This is a genomic window from Streptomyces hebeiensis (assembly GCF_052983195.1).
The window spans coordinates 7,165,314-7,180,909 of sequence record NZ_CM129812.1 but is presented as its reverse complement, the minus strand read 5'-3'; the positions used below and the strand labels follow the sequence as shown (position 1 = coordinate 7,180,909).

The following is a 15,596-nucleotide window of genomic DNA, read 5'->3' as shown; positions in this document are numbered from 1 at the left end:
CGCCGCCCCGCGTACTCCGTCGTCTCCCGCGTCGCCGTCCCGCGCGTGCCGCGTCCCGTTGTCCGCCGTGACCGCGCCCGCGTCCCCTCCCCGTCCCCGTCCCCGACTCCAAGGAGCGTTCCTCCGCATGACCTCGCACTCACCCTCCTCCGCGCCGCCCGCCACCGTGATCCTCTCCCCGCACTTCGACGACGCGGCGCTCTCGCTGGCCGGGCTGATCCCGGCTCTCCCCTCGCCCGTGTGCGTCGTGACCGTCCACGGGGGCGCGCCGGCGCCGGGGCACGAGATCTCCTGGTGGGACCGCACCTGCGGGTTCTCCTCCGCGGGCGAGGCACATCTGGCCCGGCTGGCGGAGGACGCGCGGGCGTGCGCGCTGCTCGGGGTGGACCACGTCGTCCTCAACCATCCGGACGGTCCGTACGGCGACGGCGGTGCGCTCCACGAGATCGACGCGTACCTCTCCGACCTCCCGGCCGAGACCCGCGTACTGGTCCCGCTGGGCACCAACCAGCCCGACCACGCGAGGGTCCGGGACCGGGCCCTGCTCATCCTCGACAAGCTCGGCAGGCCGCTCCCCCTCGTCTACGCCGACCTGCCCTACACGGGACACACGGCGCGGTGGGCGGCCCCGGACGTGGAGGTGTCGCTCGCCCAGGACCGGGACTTCGGCCTCTCCTACCAGGAGATCGTGAGCCGGTACCGGACGCGGACGGCGTACGAACGGATCCTCACGGACCAGGAGTGGGCGCGCAAACGCGCGGCGGTGCTCGCGTACGCCTCGCAACTCGCCCCGCTCGCCGTCGACCACGGCGCGCTGCTGGCACGCGGCGGGCCGCTGCGCGCGGAGCGCGTCTGGTCACTGGCGGAACCCGCGCCGCTCGACGAACCCGGCCCGCCGGAGACCGCCCCCGCGCCGGAGGCCGGGGCGTGACCGGGGCGCCGCTCCTGACCGCCCGTGCTCTGGTCAAGGAGTTCCGCAGCGGCCGCGCCGTCGACCGGGTCGACCTCCGGGTGCGCGAGGGGGAGCGCGTCGCGTTGCTCGGCCCCAACGGGGCGGGCAAGACGACCACCCTCCTGATGTGCCTGGGCGTGATCGAACAGGACTCGGGCAGTGTCGAGCTCTTCGGACACCCCCTTCCGGCCCGGCGCGCGGCGGCCATGGCGCGCGTGGGTTTCGCGGCCGGCTATCTCCCGCTGCCCGACCGGCTGCGCGTGCACGAGTACCTGCGGATGTACGCCGACCTGTACGGGCTGCGGTATCCGGGCCGTGCCGTACGGGAGGTGCTGGAACAGTGGCGCATCGAACATCTGGCGCAGTCCATCGGCACGGAACTGTCCAGCGGACAGCGTACGTTGGTGGGGCTGGCGAAGGCCGTGCTGCACCGGCCCGGGCTGCTGGTGCTGGACGAACCGACGGCCGCGCTGGACCCGGACGTGGCCCTGCGGGTGCGCGACGGGCTGCTCGGCCTGTGCGAGCGGGAGGGCACGGCGCTGCTCGTCACCAGCCATGACATGGCCGAGGTCGCGAAGTTGTGCGAGCGGGTCGTCTTCCTGTCCGCGGGACGGGTGTCCGCCGACGGATCGCCGGCGGAGGTGGCGAAGCGGTTCGACCGGGCGGACCTGGAGGGGGTGTTCCTGCACCTGGCGGAGGAGCGGGACCGGAGCGGGGACCGCGCACGGGACGACCGCGACCGCGAGGAGACACTCTCGTGACGGCCACCGGCCTCGCGCTGCGCACGCCCCGGGCCGCCTCCGCCCACCGCGTCCTCGCGGTCGCCCGCCGGCACTGGCTGCTGCTGCTCCGCAGCCCGCACCGGTTCTTCGACGTCTTCGTGTGGCCCGTGGTCGACACGCTGCTGTACGGCTCGATCGGCCTGTTCGCCGCCGACGCGGCTGCGGCCGCCGGCGCCGACGGCGAGGTCGCGGCGGTCATGGTCTTCCTGCTCAGCGGTACGGTCCTGTGGCATCTGGTTCACCAGACGCAGATCTCGCTCGCGACCGGCTTCCTCGAGGAGGCATGGTCGCGCAATGTGATGGGGCTGCTGACCACGCCGACCCGGGGCTGGGAGTACCTGGCGGGCGTGGGCGCCTTCGCGCTGCTGCGTACCGCGCTGAGCACGGCCGCGGTGGCGGCGCTGGCCCTGGCCGCCTACGCCTTCGACGTGACGGACCTCGGTCTCGGCCTGCTTCCCGTGGCCGCGCTGCTGCTGACCTGCGGCTGGTCGGTCGCGCTCATGGTGGTCGGGCTCGTGCTGCGGTACGGCGGCGGGGCGGAGGCGCTGGTCTGGGGCGCGCTGTCCGTGGTGATGCCGCTCTCCGGCGTGTTCTACCCGGTCTCGACCCTGCCGGCGCCGCTGCGACCGGTGGCCGAACTGCTGCCCACCACGCATCTGTTCGCCGTGGGACGGGAGCTGGCCGCGGGGCGGGCCATGCCTTGGGGCGAACTGCTGTGGGCGACGACGGGCACGGCGGTGCTGCTGGCGGCGGGGATCCTCTTCCTGGGCCGTATGACGGCCGTCTTCCGCCGGCGCGGGCTGGTGACCCGCTACTCCTGACCCCCGGGCCCGGTGCCCCTGGCCTCGGGTCCGGTGCTCGCGCGCCCCGGTCGGATACTCCGATGCTCCTGGGCCCGGCCCCGGGCCGCTCCGCGTCCGGGACAGGGCCGAGTGGCGCGGAGTTCACCCGTGTCGTTTCCTGGCCGGAGGGAGTGCGTCGGCGCGGCGAGGACGGTCAGGGAGAGAGCATGCGGATCGGAGTTCTGACCGGCGGGGGCGACTGCCCCGGTCTCAACGCGGTGATCCGCGGTGTCGTCCGCAAGGGGGTCCAGGAGTACGCCTGGAAGTTCACCGGTTTCGTCGACGGGTGGAGCGGGGTCGTCAACGACGTGACCATGCCGCTGGACATCGCCACCGTCCGGGGCATCCTGCCGCTCGGCGGCACGATCCTGGGGTCCTCGCGCACCAATCCCCTGCGGGCCGAGGACGGCGTCGCACGGGTGCGGAGCACCCTGGCCGCGCACGAGATCGACGCTCTGATCGTGATCGGTGGTGAGGACACGCTCGGCGTGGCGAGCGCGCTGGCGAAGGAGGGGGTCCGGCTGGTCGGGGTGCCCAAGACCATCGACAACGACGTCGGCGGCACCGACTACACCTTCGGTTTCGACACGGCGGTCAACATCGCGACCGAGGCGATCGACCGTCTGCACACGACCGCGGAGTCGCACCGGCGGACGCTCGTGGTGGAGCTGATGGGACGCCATTCGGGGTGGATCGCGCTGCACGCGGGCGTCGCGGGAGGCGCGAACGCGATCCTCATTCCCGAGCGGGAGTTCGACATCGACCAGGTGTGCGTGTGGGTGGAGAGCCGTTTCCGGATCAGCTCCGCGCCGATCGTCGTGGTCGCCGAGGGTGCGGTCCCGAAGGCCGGACAGATGGTGGTCAGGGACGCGTCGCGGGACGAGTTCGGGCATGTACGCCTGTCCGGCATCGGCGACTGGCTCACCCAGGAGATCGCGAGCCGTACGGAGAAGGACGCACGGACGACAGTACTCGGCCACATCCAGCGCGGCGGCACCCCGAGCGCGTACGACCGGTGGCTCGCGACCCGCTTCGGGCTCCACGCCGTGGCCGCCGTCAAGGACGGGGACTTCGGGACGATGGTGGCCTTGCGGGGCACGGACATCGTGCGGGTGCCGCTCGCGGACGCGGTGGCGGCGACCAAGCGCGTCTCCCCGGAGCTGTACGCGGAATTCGGTCTCTTCTTCGGCAGCTGAGGGGCGGCGCCGGCGGCCCGCGCGCGGCGTGCGTCCGCCCCCGGTCCCCTTCCCGAGCCGCGCACTCCAGGCTCCGCACCGGCCGGTACGGTCACTCGTGGGGCACGACGACGACCGGGCAGCACGCGTGGTGCAGGACGGCGTGTGCCACCGGGCCCAGGCGCCGTTCCGCCACCCGGCGTCCGTCGGTCACCCGGCGTCCGTCGGTGCGGCCGAGGACGAGCAGGCCGGCCCGGTGGGAGAGGTTCACCAGCGCCCGCGCCGGGTGGAGGAGCACGACATCGTGCCGGACCGCGACGTCCGGATACTCCTGCCGCCACCGTCGGAGCACATCGGACAGGCGTTGTTCCTCCTCGTCCTCCCAGGTCGCCCGGTCCTCTTCGAGCACACCCGGGGCCGTCCGCGGCGAACCGCCGGGAAGGGCCCACGCGTGCGCCGCCACCAGCGCCGTGCCGTGCAGGTGAGCGGTCTGGAAGGCGAAGGCCAGAACCGGCCGGGCGGCCTCGCGCGACCTCACCCCCACGGCGACGTCGCGCCGCCGGGCCGACGCGGCCGTTCCCGCGCCGCCGTCCGGACCGGCCGGCGGCCGGGGCACCACCGCGACGGGGCAGGGAGCGGCACCCGCCACCGCCAGCGCCGTCGATCCCATCGCCAGGCCGGCGAACCCGCCCTGCCCGCGCGCTCCGACCACCAGCAGTCCGGCGCTCCCGGCCGCGTCGAGCAGCGCCGCCGAGGGCGTGCCGGCCACGGCGCGGACGGCGCTCACCTCCGTAGCGGGACGCGCTTCGGTGAACCGCCCCATGGCCCGCTCCAGCACGTCGTCCTCCTCCGGCGGGGACACCGCGGCGGACACGGCGCGCACCAGACGCAGCGGGAGTTCCCGGAGTTCCGCCTGGCGCGCGGCCCAGGCGCCCGCGACCAGGCTTTCCGCCGAGCCGTCGATTCCCACCACCACAGAGCCAGTCATCCCCGCTCCTCGCGGCACCGTCGCGTACGGCGGTGCCGGTCCGCTTCGTCCGTACCGGACCGCGCGACCCGTCGTCCCCGGGCCCCGGTCCGCGGGCCCCGGCCCCCGGTGGACGGCGACATCCATTCTCCGCCCGGGCGGCCGACTCCACGACTCCGGCGGCCGCGGCGGGCGGACCCCGGCGCGGGCCGGGCGCCGACGCGTAACCTGGGGCTCGTGGACGCGGGTCCGATCACCCTGTTCCTCTGCGGTGACGTGATGCTCGGCCGGGGCGTCGACCAGATCCTTCCGCACCCCGGTGACCCCGCGCTGCGGGAGAGATACGTGACGGACGCCCGGACGTACGTCGAGCTCGCGGAGGCCGCGCACGGACCGATCCCATGGCCGGTCGGGTTCGGCTGGCCGTGGGGCGACGCGCTGGAGGTGCTGGGCGCGGCGGCCCCCGACGCCACCGTGATCAACCTGGAGACCGGCGTCACGCGTGGCGGGGAGTTCGCGCCCGGCAAGGGCGTCCACTACCGGATGACCCCCGACAATCTGCCCGCGCTGGCCGCCGCCCGCCCGGACGTCTGCGCCCTGGCCAACAACCACGTACTGGACTTCGGCCGCCGAGGGCTCGTCGAGACGCTCGACGCCCTGGCGGAGGCCGGGCTGCGTACGGCGGGGGCCGGGCGGGACGCGGCGGAGGCGGAGCGGCCCGCGATCGTCCCCACCGGCCCCGGCCGGGTGCTGGTCCTCTCCTTCGCCATGCCGACCAGCGGTGTCCCGCCCGGGTGGGCCGCGGCACGGCGGCGGAGCGGTGTCGCGGTGGTCGCCGAGCCCTCGGCCGCCGCGGCCGCCCGGCTCACCGACCGGGTGCGCGGGCTGAAGCGGCCGGGGGACATCGTGGTGGCGTCGGTCCACTGGGGCCCCAACTGGGGCTACCGCGTCTCCCGCGACGAGGCCCGCTTCGCACACGCGCTGATCGACGGCGGCGTGGACATCGTGCACGGTCATTCCTCGCACCATCCGCGCCCCGCCGAGCTGTACCGGGGAAAGCTCGTTCTGTACGGCTGCGGCGACGCCGTCAACGACTACGAGGGGATCAGCGGCTACGAGCGGTACCGCGACGACCTGCGCCTGCTGTACCTGGTGTCGGTGGAGCCGGACACGGGCCTGGCCGCCGAGGTACGGATGGTGCCCTTCCAGGCGCGGCGCATGCGGCTGCGGTACGCCGCGTACGAGGCCGTCGAGTGGCTGGCGGACGTGCTGAGCGATGTCGGCCGGGAGGTCGGATCACGTGTCGACCGCGCACCGGACGGCGCGCTCCTCCTCCGGCCGCGGTGAGAACGCCCGACGTCACGGGCGGCGTTCCAGGTCGCGATCAGGGACGTCGGCGTGCTCGGATACACCCATGGGCATGAGGCGCGCGCTCATCGTGGACCGACACCGGTTCCTGCGGCTGTACCGCGGGGTCGCCGACTCCGTCGTGCTGCTCGCGTGGAACCGCGGCCGGGAGATGGAGCTGATGCACCGGGCCATGAGCTTCGCGGCGCTCGGGTTCCTGACCCTGGTGCCCCTGCTGATCCTGGTCGCGGCGGCCGACCCCGCGAGTGGTCAGGGGTTCGCGCGGTGGCTGGGGCAGGGGCTGGGCGTCTCGTCGGCGTCACAGGACGAGCTCCAGCAGTTGTTCGGCCGGCCGGGGCAGGCGCTCCAGCGGACGACCGCGTTCGGGCTGGCCGCGCTCGCCGCGTTCGGGCTGACGTTCGGAGGCGCCGTGCAGACCGGTTACGAGCGGGTCTGGGAGCTGCCGACGGCCCGCTGGCACACGATGTGGCGGCACGTCGTGTGGCTGGCGGTCCTCGTCGGTTTCCTCGTCGGCTTCGTCAACACTCCCGTCACCTCCGCGTCCACCACGGAGGGGATCCTGATCACGGTGGGCGACGTCGCGGGGACCTTCCTGTTCTTCTGGTGGTCCCAGCGGCTGCTGCTCGCCGGCCGGGTACGGTGGCGTGCGCTGGCGCCGGGCGCCGCCGCGACCGCGCTGGGGCTGCTCGGGCTGCGCGTGTTCTCCCGGCTGGTGTTCTCGCCGCTGATCGCCTCGAACGCGGTGACCTACGGGCCCTTCGGGACGGTCCTCGTCCTTCAGTCGTGGCTGGTCGGCGTGGGTTTCGTGGTCTACGGCGGGGCGCTGGTGGGCCGCCTCTACCACGAACACCGTACGCACCGGCGTCTGGCCCGGGAGCTCGCGCGGCCGGACCGGTGGTGAACGCGCGGGTGCGTCGGGCCCGGTGCCGGCCGGGCCCGCGCGGTGCCGCGGCGGAGCTCGTCAGACCCCGGTGGGGGGTCTGACGAGTGGTGGGATCAGAGGTCGAACTCGCTCGGGGAGATGCCGACGGCGAAGCACGCCTCCCGGACGACCGCGCGCTCCTGCTCGTCGAAGTCGCCGTCGGCGCCGCCGATGACAATGCCGATCTGGATGACCGCGCGGGCCTCGGTCGGCTTCTTGGCGACCTTGCCGATGGTCTGCAGGACGCCGACCTTGCCGAAGTCGAAGTCGGCCGTCAGCTTCTGGCAGTAGTCGTTGAACCGTGCCTGGAGGTCTTCCGCGGGGAAGTTCTGCAGAACGTCGTTGCTCATGATGAGCCCGGCGACGCGCTGGCGCTCGGAGGCGTCGATGGAGCCGTCGGCGGCGGCTACCAGCGCGCACATGGCCATGCTGGCGTCCCGGAAGGCACCGCTCTTGAGGTCGTTCTTCTTGGCGTTGAGCTGCGTCTGCATCGACGCGGCGGAATCCTTGATGCGGTCCCACAGGGCCACGGGTATCTCCTGTTTCAGGGTCTGGTTCGGTTCTGGTTCGGCGGGAGGGCTCCGGTCGGACGGTCCGCCCGTACCGCGGCCCGACGGCCGCGGGGAGGGGCCCCGGGTCTCACAGGTGCGGCGCGACGGCCGGCATCAGGTCCTGGAACGTACGGCCCTCGGCCGGGGAGCCGATGGCGCCCATCTGCCAGCCGTCGCCGGAGCGGAACACCTTGGCCATGATCTGCGCGGTGTGCGCACCACCACCGGTGAGGGTGTACCGGGCCAGTTCCTGGCCGGTGGTCTCGTCCACGAGGCGGCAGAAGGCGTTCTCGACCTCCTCGAAGGTCTGACCGGTGAAGGAGTTCACGGTGAACACGATCTGGTCGACGTGGACGGGCACCCGCTTCAGGTCCACGAGGATCGACTCGTCGTCACCGCCCTGCCCGGCGCCCCCGACGCGGTTGTCGCCGGTGTGCCGCACGGAGCCGTCGTCGCTCGTCAGGTGCTGGAAGAAGACGACGTCCACGGCCTGCTTGTCGGCGAAGAGCAGCGCCGACGCGTCCAGGTCGATCTCCTTCGCGGTCATCCGCGCGAAGAAGCCCTTCTTCTGCGCTGCCTGCCAGCCGAGCCCCATGCGGACGAGGGTGAGTTCGCCCCCGCCCGATTTGGTCAGGCTGATCTGCTGGCCCTTGGAGAGGTTGATGCTCAACGGTGACTCCTGGAACGGTCTCGGAGGCGAGTACGGGTGGGGGGAGGAGCTGTCGCGGGTGCGGACCGCCGCGCGCGTCGTACCGGAACGTGCCCGGCGCGCACGCGTCGACGGCCGGCGCCGCCGTGCGGCGGTGACGCGGGACGGTCAGACGTTGACACCGTAGTCGGAGGCGATCCCGGCGAGCCCGGAGGCGTACCCCTGGCCGATGGCGCGGAACTTCCACTCCGCGCCGTGCCGGTACAGCTCGCCGAAGACCATCGCGGTCTCGGTCGAGGCGTCCTCGCTCAGGTCGTAGCGCGCCAGTTCGGCGCCGCCCGCCTGGTTGACGACCCGGATGTACGCGTTGCGGACCTGGCCGAAGCTCTGGCCCCGGGACTCGGCGTCATGGATGGAGACCGGGAAGACGATCTTCGACACCTGGGCCGGGACGGTCGCCAGGTCGACCTTGATGGACTCGTCGTCGCCCTCGCCCTCACCGGTCAGGTTGTCGCCGGTGTGCTGCACCGAACCGTCCGGGCTGGTCAGGTTGTTGTAGAAGACGAAGTGCTGATCGGACAGGACCTTGCCGGAGCCGTCGCACAGCAGGGCGCTGGCGTCCAGATCGTGGTCCGCCCCGGTCGTGGTCCGCACGTCCCAGCCGAGCCCGACCAGCACGGCGGTCAGACCGGGAGCCTCCTTGCTCAGCGAGACGTTTCCGCCCTTGGCGAGGCTCACACCCATGTCGTTTCCCTTCGTCCGTCCTTCGATCCGGGCGCGCCGGACCGCCCGGCGCGGCGTGGTGCCGGTGAGGCACTTCCGTAAATCTACAACACTGTAGAAATTGTCCGCGCCACCGTGCGGGGAACCGGGAAGGGGGCTGCTTCTACACGCCTGTAGAGCCAGTAGAGTCTAGGCGTGGCCATGCCGACGACGGGGCACGAAGGAGCAGCATGGGCGGTAATTCCAGGGGGCGGCCGAACTCCGCCGGGGCCCGCGGGCACGCGACGGGCCGGAAGGGCGAAGGCCGCGCCGCGGGCGAGCCGACGGGCCACCGCTCCGGCCGCGCCGCCGACCGCCGCGCGAAGCGCGCCGGCCGGGCGGCCGCCGGCACGCCGGCCGGAGCACCGGGCGGCGGCCGGACCCGGCTGACCCGGCGTGGGCGAATAGTCGTCTGGTCCGGTGTCGCGCTGGCGGTGCTGCTCGTCGGCGCCGGCGGGGCCGCGGCCTGGGTCTACCAGAGCCTGAACGGCAACATCCACGCCGCCGACCTGGACAACAAGATCGGTGGCGGGCGGCCGGTCAACCTGAGCCCCGGCTCCAAGAACATCGTCGTCGTCGGCTCCGACTCCCGGGACGGTGCCAACTCCGCGTACGGCAAGGGTCTGTCGACCATGCAGTCGGACACGCTGATGGTGCTGCACCTGTCGGCCGACCGGAAGTGGGCCACGGTGGTCTCGCTCCCCCGGGACTCCTGGGTGGACATCCCCTCCTGCGACCGGGGTGACGGCACGACGTCCGACCCGCACCACTTCAAGATCAACGAATCGTTCGCCATCGGCGGAACGAGCGGCGAGGTCGCCGGGGCCGCCGCCTGCACCATCAAGACGGTGGAGCACAACACCGGTCTGCGCATCGACCACTTCATGTCGGTCGACTTCCAGGGCTTCAAGGGCATGGTCAACGCACTGGACGGCATCGAGGTCTGCCCCGAGGAGCCGATCAACGACAAGAAGGCGAGCCTCGATCTGGCCGCCGGCTGCCAGACGGTCCGCGACGAGGAGGCCCTGGGCTACGTGCGGACGCGCTACAGCACCGGAGACGGCTCCGACCTGGGGCGCATCGGCAGGCAGCAGGAGTTCATGGAGGCGCTGGCAGCCAAGGCACAGCAGCGGCTGAGCAGCCCGGACGCGATGTACGGCTTCCTGGACTCGGCCACCAAGTCACTGACCACCGACAGGGAACTGGCCGGCATCAAACCGCTCGCCGGTCTGGCCTCCGAGGTCAACGGCATACCCCGCGACCGGCTGACCTTCGTGACCGTGCCGAACTACGCGCGGGAGGCCGACGTGCCGAGCGACAAGGCCAACGTGGTGTGGCAGTACCCGCAGGCCGCCGACCTGTTCGACGCTCTGGCCAAGGACCGGGAGGTCGACAAGGAAAAGCTCGAGGCCGACGCGGCCCGGCCGGTCCACGCCCGTACGGTACGGGTCCGGGTCCTCAACGGGACGGGGATCCCGGGGCGGGCCGCCAAGGTCGCGGACACCCTGCGTACCGCCGGGTTCACGGTCTCGGGGGTCGGCAACGCGCCGGAGCCCGCCGAACGGACCGAGGTCGACTACCCCGAGGGCCTGGAGGACTCCGCCGAGGTCCTGTCCTCACGGGTGCCGGGCAGTTCGGCCCGGCAGGACACGGCGGCCGCGCCGGGCGAGGTGACGCTGACCGTGGGAACGGACTTCGACACCGTGCGCTGAACGGCACCCGGACCGGGCCCGCCGTACGGGATCCCCGCCGGAACGGTGGCGGCGTTTTCCCGGGCCATTGCATTGTTTTGCGTTTCCTTTACCATTGGTGGCCGGGGTACCCACCCCGCCTTCACCACCTGACCAGAGTTAGGAGCTGCGGTCCCGCAATGGGTGAGCCTCCCAGTACGAGCCGTGCCATATCCGCCCCGCCGAGCCATGGAGCGGAGGTGGCACGGTGACCGAAGTACTCCTGCTGCTTCTCGCCCTCGCCCTGACGCTCGCCTGCGCGGTGTTCGTCGCGGCCGAGTTCTCGCTGACCACCGTGGAGCGGAGCGAGCTCGAACGCGCCGCCGCGGCCGGTGAGCGGGGCGCCTCCGGCGCGCTGGCGGCGGCCAAGCGGCTGACCTTCCAGCTCTCCGGCGCCCAGCTCGGCATCACGGTGACCTCCCTGGTCATCGGCATGCTCGCCGAGCCCTCCCTGGCCACGCTGCTGCGCGGGCCCCTGACGTCCGTCGGCCTGCCCGGGGGCATGGTGCCCACGGTCGCCACCCTGCTCGGCGTCGCGCTGTCCACCGTGGTGCTGATGGTGATCGGTGAACTGGTCCCCAAGAACTGGGCGATCTCCAGCCCGCTCACCGTCGCCAAGGTCGTGGCGGGCCCGCAGCGCGTGTTCACCGCCGCGTTCGGGCCACTGATCCACCACCTGAACGAGACCGCGAACCGGCTGGTACGGCGCCTCGGCCTGGAGCCCGCGGAGGAGCTGGCCTCGGCCCGCACTCCCGAGGAGCTGGTCGCGCTGGCCCGGCACTCGGCGCGCGAGGGAGCCATCGAGGCGGACTCGGCCGAGCTGTTCGTACGAACCCTGCACCTGGCCGAGCTGACCGCGGAGAACGTGATGACGCCGCGCGTGGACGTCCAGGCCCTGGAGGCCCACGCCACGGCCGCGGACGCCGCCAACCTGACCCTGGCCACCGGACTCTCCCGGTTCCCCGTCTACCGCGACAGCCTGGACGAGGTGATCGGCACGATCCACATCCGTGACGTGCTGGCGCTGGACGAGGAGAAGCGGGCCGGTACCCCCGTCACCGACCTGGCCAGCACACCGCTCCTCGTACCGGACTCGCTGCCCGTCGACCGGCTGCTGCGGCGGCTGCGCGAGGCGCGGACGATGGCCGTGGTCATCGACGAGTACGGCGGTACGGCCGGGGTCGCCACGGTCGAGGACATCGTCGAGGAGGTCATCGGCGAGGTACGCGACGAGCACGACCCGGACCAGACGCCCGACCTCGCCCCCTGCCCGGCGGCCGAGGACGGCCGGCGGGTCTGGGAGGCGGACGGCGGCATCAGGCTCGACCAACTGGAGGAGATCGGCTTCCAGGCACCCGATGGTCCCTACGAGACGCTCGCCGGGCTGCTGGCGACGCGTCTGGAACGGCTCCCCGTCCTGACCGACACGGTCGAGGTCGACGGATGGCTGTTCGCCGTCCTGCGGATCGAGCACCACCAGGCCGACCGGGTGCGCGTCACCGCGCCCCTCCCGGCCACCGAGTACGCGGGAGACGCCCGATGACCGGCCTCCAGCTCGCCATCGGCGCGCTCACCCTGCTCACCAACGCGTTCTTCGTCGGCGCCGAGTTCGCCCTGATCTCCGTGCGGCGCAGCCAGATCGAGCCGCAGGCGCTCAAGGGCAGCCGCCGCGCGAAAAGCACCCTGTGGGGCCTGGAACACCTGTCGGCGGCCATGGCCACCGCGCAGCTCGGCATCACCATCTCCTCGCTGGTCCTGGGCGCCGTCGCGGAGCCCGCGATCGCCCATCTGCTGGAGCCGCCCTTCGAGGCGGTCGGGGTGCCCGAGGCGCTGATCCATCCGATCGCGTTCGTGATCGCCCTGACCCTGGCCACGTATCTGCACATGCTGGTCGGCGAGATGGTCCCGAAGAACATCGCGCTGGCCGCCCCCGCGCCCACCGCGCTCGCGCTCGGTCCCGCGCTGGTCTGGCTGACCCGGGCGCTGCGTCCGGTGATCTTCGGGATCAACGCGTTCGCCAACGCCATCCTGCGGCTGCTGAAGGTCGAGCCCAAGGACGAGGTCGCCGCCGTCTTCACCGACGACGAGCTGGCCCGCATGGTCGACGACTCCAGCGAGGCCGGACTGCTGGACCCGGCGGACGGGGAGCGGCTGCGGGACGCCCTGGAGCTGGGCACCCGCCCGGTGGGCGAGGTGATGGTCCCGCTGGCCCGTACGGCGACCGTGGACCACCGGATCACCCCGCAGCAGCTGGAGCGGACGGCCGTGTCCACCGGCTTCTCCCGGCTGCCGGTCACCGGACCGGACCGGACCATCCTCGGCTACCTGCACATCAAGGACGCACTCGGTGCCGCCGAACGCTCCCGCCCCTTCCCCCGGAGCGCGCTGCACACGATGGTCCGGGTCGAGATCGACACCCCGCTGGACGACACCATGACGGCGATGCGTGCCGCCGGGACGCATCTGGCGGCCGTCACCGGGGACAAGGGGACCGTCATCGGCTTCGTGACGATGGAGGACGTCCTGGAGGAACTGGTCGGCCCTTCGGCCGGCTCGCCGACCGCCGCCTGACGAGGCGGCCGAGCGGCCGGTGCCCCGCCCCGGGCACCGGCCGCTCACCTGCTCCCATGCCCCTTGCATCCCTTGCATCCCTTGTATCCCTTTGACACGCACTCCCTTGTTCGAGAATGGTTCATGAGATGTCCGACGCCACGAGCGGTCCGCGCCGGTTAGGGCCGGCGCTCGCCGGACGCAGCCGGAACATCGTGGAGTCCGGCCCCTTCACCGCCGCGGTGTTCTGCCTCATCGTCGGCAACGCCGGCCTGCTGGGCATCGAGACGTACACCGGAGCGGTGCACGAGTGGCGTGAGGAGCTGAGGCTCGCCGAGCACCTCTTCCTCGCCGCTTTCACCGCGGAGATCCTGCTGCGCGCGGCCACGTTCGCGGACCGCCCGAAGGACTTCTTCCGCGACCCGTGGAACGTCTTCGACCTGGCGGTCATCACGCTGGCGTTCACTCCGTTGGCCCGCGAGAACGCGACCGTACTGCGGCTGCTGCGGCTGGCACGGGTGCTGCGCGCGGCCCGCTTCCTGCCGCAGTTGCGCGTCGTCATCGTCGCGGTCGGCAAGAGCCTGCCGGGCACGCTGAGTTTCGTACTCGTCGGCGCACTGCTGCTGTACCTGTACGCCATGGTGGGCTGGATGTTCTTCGCCGCCGAGGATCCGGAGCACTACGGCTCGCTCGGCCGCGCGGCCCTCACCCTGTTCCTGCTGATCACGCTGGACGGTCTCGGCGACGCCGTCCGGGGCGGGCTGGAGATCTCCCGCTGGACCATCGTCTACTTCGCCTCGTTCGTGCTGCTGGGCTCGTTCCTGCTGGTGAACCTGTTGATCGGCGTTGTGATCAACTCCCTTGAGGAGGCACGGGAACTGGAGGAGGCACCCGGGCACGAGGTCCCCGTGGCCGACCCCGGAGGCGAGGAGTCGCGGACGGCGCTGCTCGCCCGGATCGCCGCGGCCCGGCGCGCCCTCGACGAGGTCGAGGCCGGCCTCGCCACGGGGCCCGCGACACCCCGGGCGCCCTGCGGGTGCGGTGCGCCGGAGGGCCGGACGTAGGTTCCGCCGAGGAGTCTTCCCGGGAGTCTTCGCCCCCGGGGCCAGGCGGCCCGGCTACGGCTTGCGTGCCACGCCCGCGTAGCACGCCGCCGCCTGGTCGCTGTCGCCCGCCGCGATGTCCTCGGGGTCGGGGCGCCACCGGTGCGAGGGGGTGATCCCGGGGTCCAGCAGCTCCCAGCCCGCGAAGAACCGGGCGATCTCCTCGCGCGTGCGCGCCTGTCCCGGGGTGCCCGCGGCCCGGTAGGCGGCGGTGAGCCGGGCGATGCCCTCGGGATCGAACTCCGTGGTGACATGGGCGATCGCGAGCATGCTGCCGGAGGGCAGCTCGTCCTTGAGCCGCTCCATGATGGCGTGGGCGCCGTGGTCGTCGGTCACGAAGTGCAGCAGCGCGTTCAGACTGAGCGCGACGGGCCGGCCGAAGTCGAGCGTCCGCCGGATCTCCGGCGCGGCGAGCAGGGCCTCGGGGTCGGTGACATCGGCATGGGCGTACGCGGTGCGCCCCTCGGGGCTGCTGCGGAGCAGCGCGCGGGCGTGCGCCAGGACGATCGGGTCGTTGTCGGTGTAGACGACGCGCGCCCGCGGCACCTCCCGCTGGGCCACCTCGTGCAGATTGGGCGAGGTGGGGATGCCGGTGCCGATGTCGAGGAACTGGGTCATGCCCTGCCGGGCGAGGAAGCGGACGGACCGGTGCATGAAGCGCCGGTTGATCCGGGCGGTGGTCAGGATGGACGGGAACGCGGCGATGGCACGCGCCGCCGCCTCCCGGTCGGCCGGAAAGTTGGTCGTCCCGCCCAGGTAGTAGTCGTACATCCGGGCGGAGTGCGCCCGGTCCAGCTCGAGATCCACCGCACCGCTGTCCCCCACCGCGCGCCCCCGCTTCCCGTTCGGCAGGCCATCGGAACCTGACACCTGCCACCTGCCCGTCCATGGGCACGGACAACCGTACGGGAAGTCCCAACGTCGTTGCGGGGAAGACCTGGTGGGACCGGCGGGAACCCGACAGTCACCCGCGGCACCACCCGACGCATGCGTAATCATATGATGACTGTCAGCGAAAAAGCCTGGGGGTCCCCTGCACAGTGAGGGCGGACATCCGGTTGGCTGACAAGTGGGAGGGAGCACCTCCCGCACCGACGCCGCCCGCAGTGGAGCGGCGTGGTGCCCAGGGAACGGGGCATCCGTGCTCGTCGATCCGGAAACCGCGGTGGTGGCCCGGAGCGCCGTCGAGAGGAGCGGCTTCTGATGGCCTCCGCCACCGACGGTGCCCGGGGCGTGGACAACC

The 15,596-nt window shown here is 72.5% G+C and carries 15 protein-coding genes; 10 read left to right on the top strand and 5 right to left on the bottom strand.

Annotated features, from left to right (window positions below; all coding sequences use genetic code 11):
* The first annotated feature begins 127 nt into the window (after positions 1 to 127).
* The 4 genes from ACU6P3_RS30755 to ACU6P3_RS30740 all read left to right on the top strand — a co-directional run bounded on the left by ACU6P3_RS30755 (position 128) and on the right by ACU6P3_RS30740 (position 3,772).
* A complete protein-coding gene (locus ACU6P3_RS30755) occupies positions 128 to 931 on the top strand; it encodes a PIG-L deacetylase family protein (protein ID WP_447195077.1) in 804 nt (267 codons plus the stop codon).
* Positions 928 to 1,713 carry an ABC transporter ATP-binding protein gene (locus ACU6P3_RS30750; RefSeq protein ID WP_447195076.1) on the top strand — a complete coding sequence of 262 codons (786 nt, stop codon included), beginning with the start codon at positions 928 to 930 and terminating at the stop codon, positions 1,711 to 1,713. Before ACU6P3_RS30755 ends, ACU6P3_RS30750 begins: the two co-directional genes overlap by 4 nt.
* Positions 1,710 to 2,555: an ABC transporter permease gene (locus ACU6P3_RS30745; RefSeq protein WP_447195075.1), complete on the top strand. Its 846-nt coding sequence runs from the start codon at positions 1,710 to 1,712 to the stop codon at positions 2,553 to 2,555. Before ACU6P3_RS30750 ends, ACU6P3_RS30745 begins: the two co-directional genes overlap by 4 nt.
* A 188-nt stretch (positions 2,556 to 2,743) precedes the next feature.
* Positions 2,744 to 3,772 carry a 6-phosphofructokinase gene (locus ACU6P3_RS30740; protein ID WP_447195074.1) on the top strand — a complete coding sequence of 343 codons (1,029 nt, stop codon included), beginning with the start codon at positions 2,744 to 2,746 and terminating at the stop codon, positions 3,770 to 3,772.
* Positions 3,773 to 3,863: 91 nt separating this feature from the next.
* Here ACU6P3_RS30740 and ACU6P3_RS30735 read toward each other — a convergent pair whose 3' ends face one another.
* Entirely contained in the window at positions 3,864 to 4,739 is an 876-nt protein-coding gene (locus tag ACU6P3_RS30735) for a universal stress protein (protein WP_447195073.1), read from the bottom strand.
* A 216-nt stretch (positions 4,740 to 4,955) separates the two neighbouring features.
* Here ACU6P3_RS30735 and ACU6P3_RS30730 point away from each other — a divergent pair, with 216 nt between their 5' ends.
* Positions 4,956 to 6,065 (top strand): CapA family protein, encoded by a 1,110-nt coding sequence (locus tag ACU6P3_RS30730; RefSeq protein ID WP_447195072.1) that lies wholly within the window; start codon positions 4,956 to 4,958, stop codon positions 6,063 to 6,065.
* A gap of 73 nt (positions 6,066 to 6,138) precedes the next feature.
* A complete protein-coding gene (locus ACU6P3_RS30725; RefSeq protein WP_447195071.1) occupies positions 6,139 to 6,987 on the top strand; it encodes a YhjD/YihY/BrkB family envelope integrity protein in 849 nt (282 codons plus the stop codon).
* A gap of 95 nt (positions 6,988 to 7,082) precedes the next feature.
* Here the strand turns inward: ACU6P3_RS30725 and ACU6P3_RS30720 are convergent, their stop codons facing one another.
* From ACU6P3_RS30720 to ACU6P3_RS30710, 3 genes are all read right to left on the bottom strand, one after another.
* The gene (locus ACU6P3_RS30720; RefSeq protein WP_030740567.1) at positions 7,083 to 7,538 is read right to left on the bottom strand and encodes a tellurite resistance TerB family protein; all 456 of its coding nucleotides are present in this window, start codon (positions 7,536 to 7,538) and stop codon (positions 7,083 to 7,085) included.
* Positions 7,539 to 7,647: 109 nt separating this feature from the next.
* Complete coding sequence (locus tag ACU6P3_RS30715; protein WP_030740570.1) at positions 7,648 to 8,229, bottom strand: TerD family protein; 582 nt, start codon at positions 8,227 to 8,229, stop codon at positions 7,648 to 7,650.
* A 147-nt stretch (positions 8,230 to 8,376) separates the two neighbouring features.
* Positions 8,377 to 8,952, bottom strand: coding sequence for a TerD family protein (locus tag ACU6P3_RS30710; RefSeq protein WP_447195070.1), 576 nt, complete (start codon positions 8,950 to 8,952; stop codon positions 8,377 to 8,379).
* A gap of 209 nt (positions 8,953 to 9,161) precedes the next feature.
* Between ACU6P3_RS30710 and ACU6P3_RS30705 the strand changes: the two genes are divergently transcribed.
* From ACU6P3_RS30705 to ACU6P3_RS30690, 4 genes are all read left to right on the top strand, one after another.
* The gene (locus ACU6P3_RS30705; RefSeq protein WP_447195069.1) at positions 9,162 to 10,682 is read left to right on the top strand and encodes an LCP family protein; all 1,521 of its coding nucleotides are present in this window, start codon (positions 9,162 to 9,164) and stop codon (positions 10,680 to 10,682) included.
* Positions 10,683 to 10,908: 226 nt separating this feature from the next.
* Positions 10,909 to 12,243, top strand: a complete 1,335-nt coding sequence (locus ACU6P3_RS30700; RefSeq protein ID WP_447195068.1) for a hemolysin family protein — start codon at positions 10,909 to 10,911, stop codon at positions 12,241 to 12,243.
* Positions 12,240 to 13,271, top strand: a complete 1,032-nt coding sequence (locus ACU6P3_RS30695) for a hemolysin family protein (protein ID WP_344278622.1) — start codon at positions 12,240 to 12,242, stop codon at positions 13,269 to 13,271. The genes ACU6P3_RS30700 and ACU6P3_RS30695 overlap by 4 nt, the downstream gene beginning before the upstream one ends.
* A 128-nt stretch (positions 13,272 to 13,399) precedes the next feature.
* Positions 13,400 to 14,314, top strand: a complete 915-nt coding sequence (locus ACU6P3_RS30690; RefSeq protein ID WP_447195067.1) for an ion transporter — start codon at positions 13,400 to 13,402, stop codon at positions 14,312 to 14,314.
* 54 nt (positions 14,315 to 14,368) lie between these two features.
* On the opposite strand, the gene ACU6P3_RS30685 is transcribed toward ACU6P3_RS30690, so the two are convergent.
* Positions 14,369 to 15,178, bottom strand: a complete 810-nt coding sequence (locus tag ACU6P3_RS30685; protein WP_352086799.1) for an SAM-dependent methyltransferase — start codon at positions 15,176 to 15,178, stop codon at positions 14,369 to 14,371.
* Positions 15,179 to 15,596: the final 418 nt, after the last annotated feature.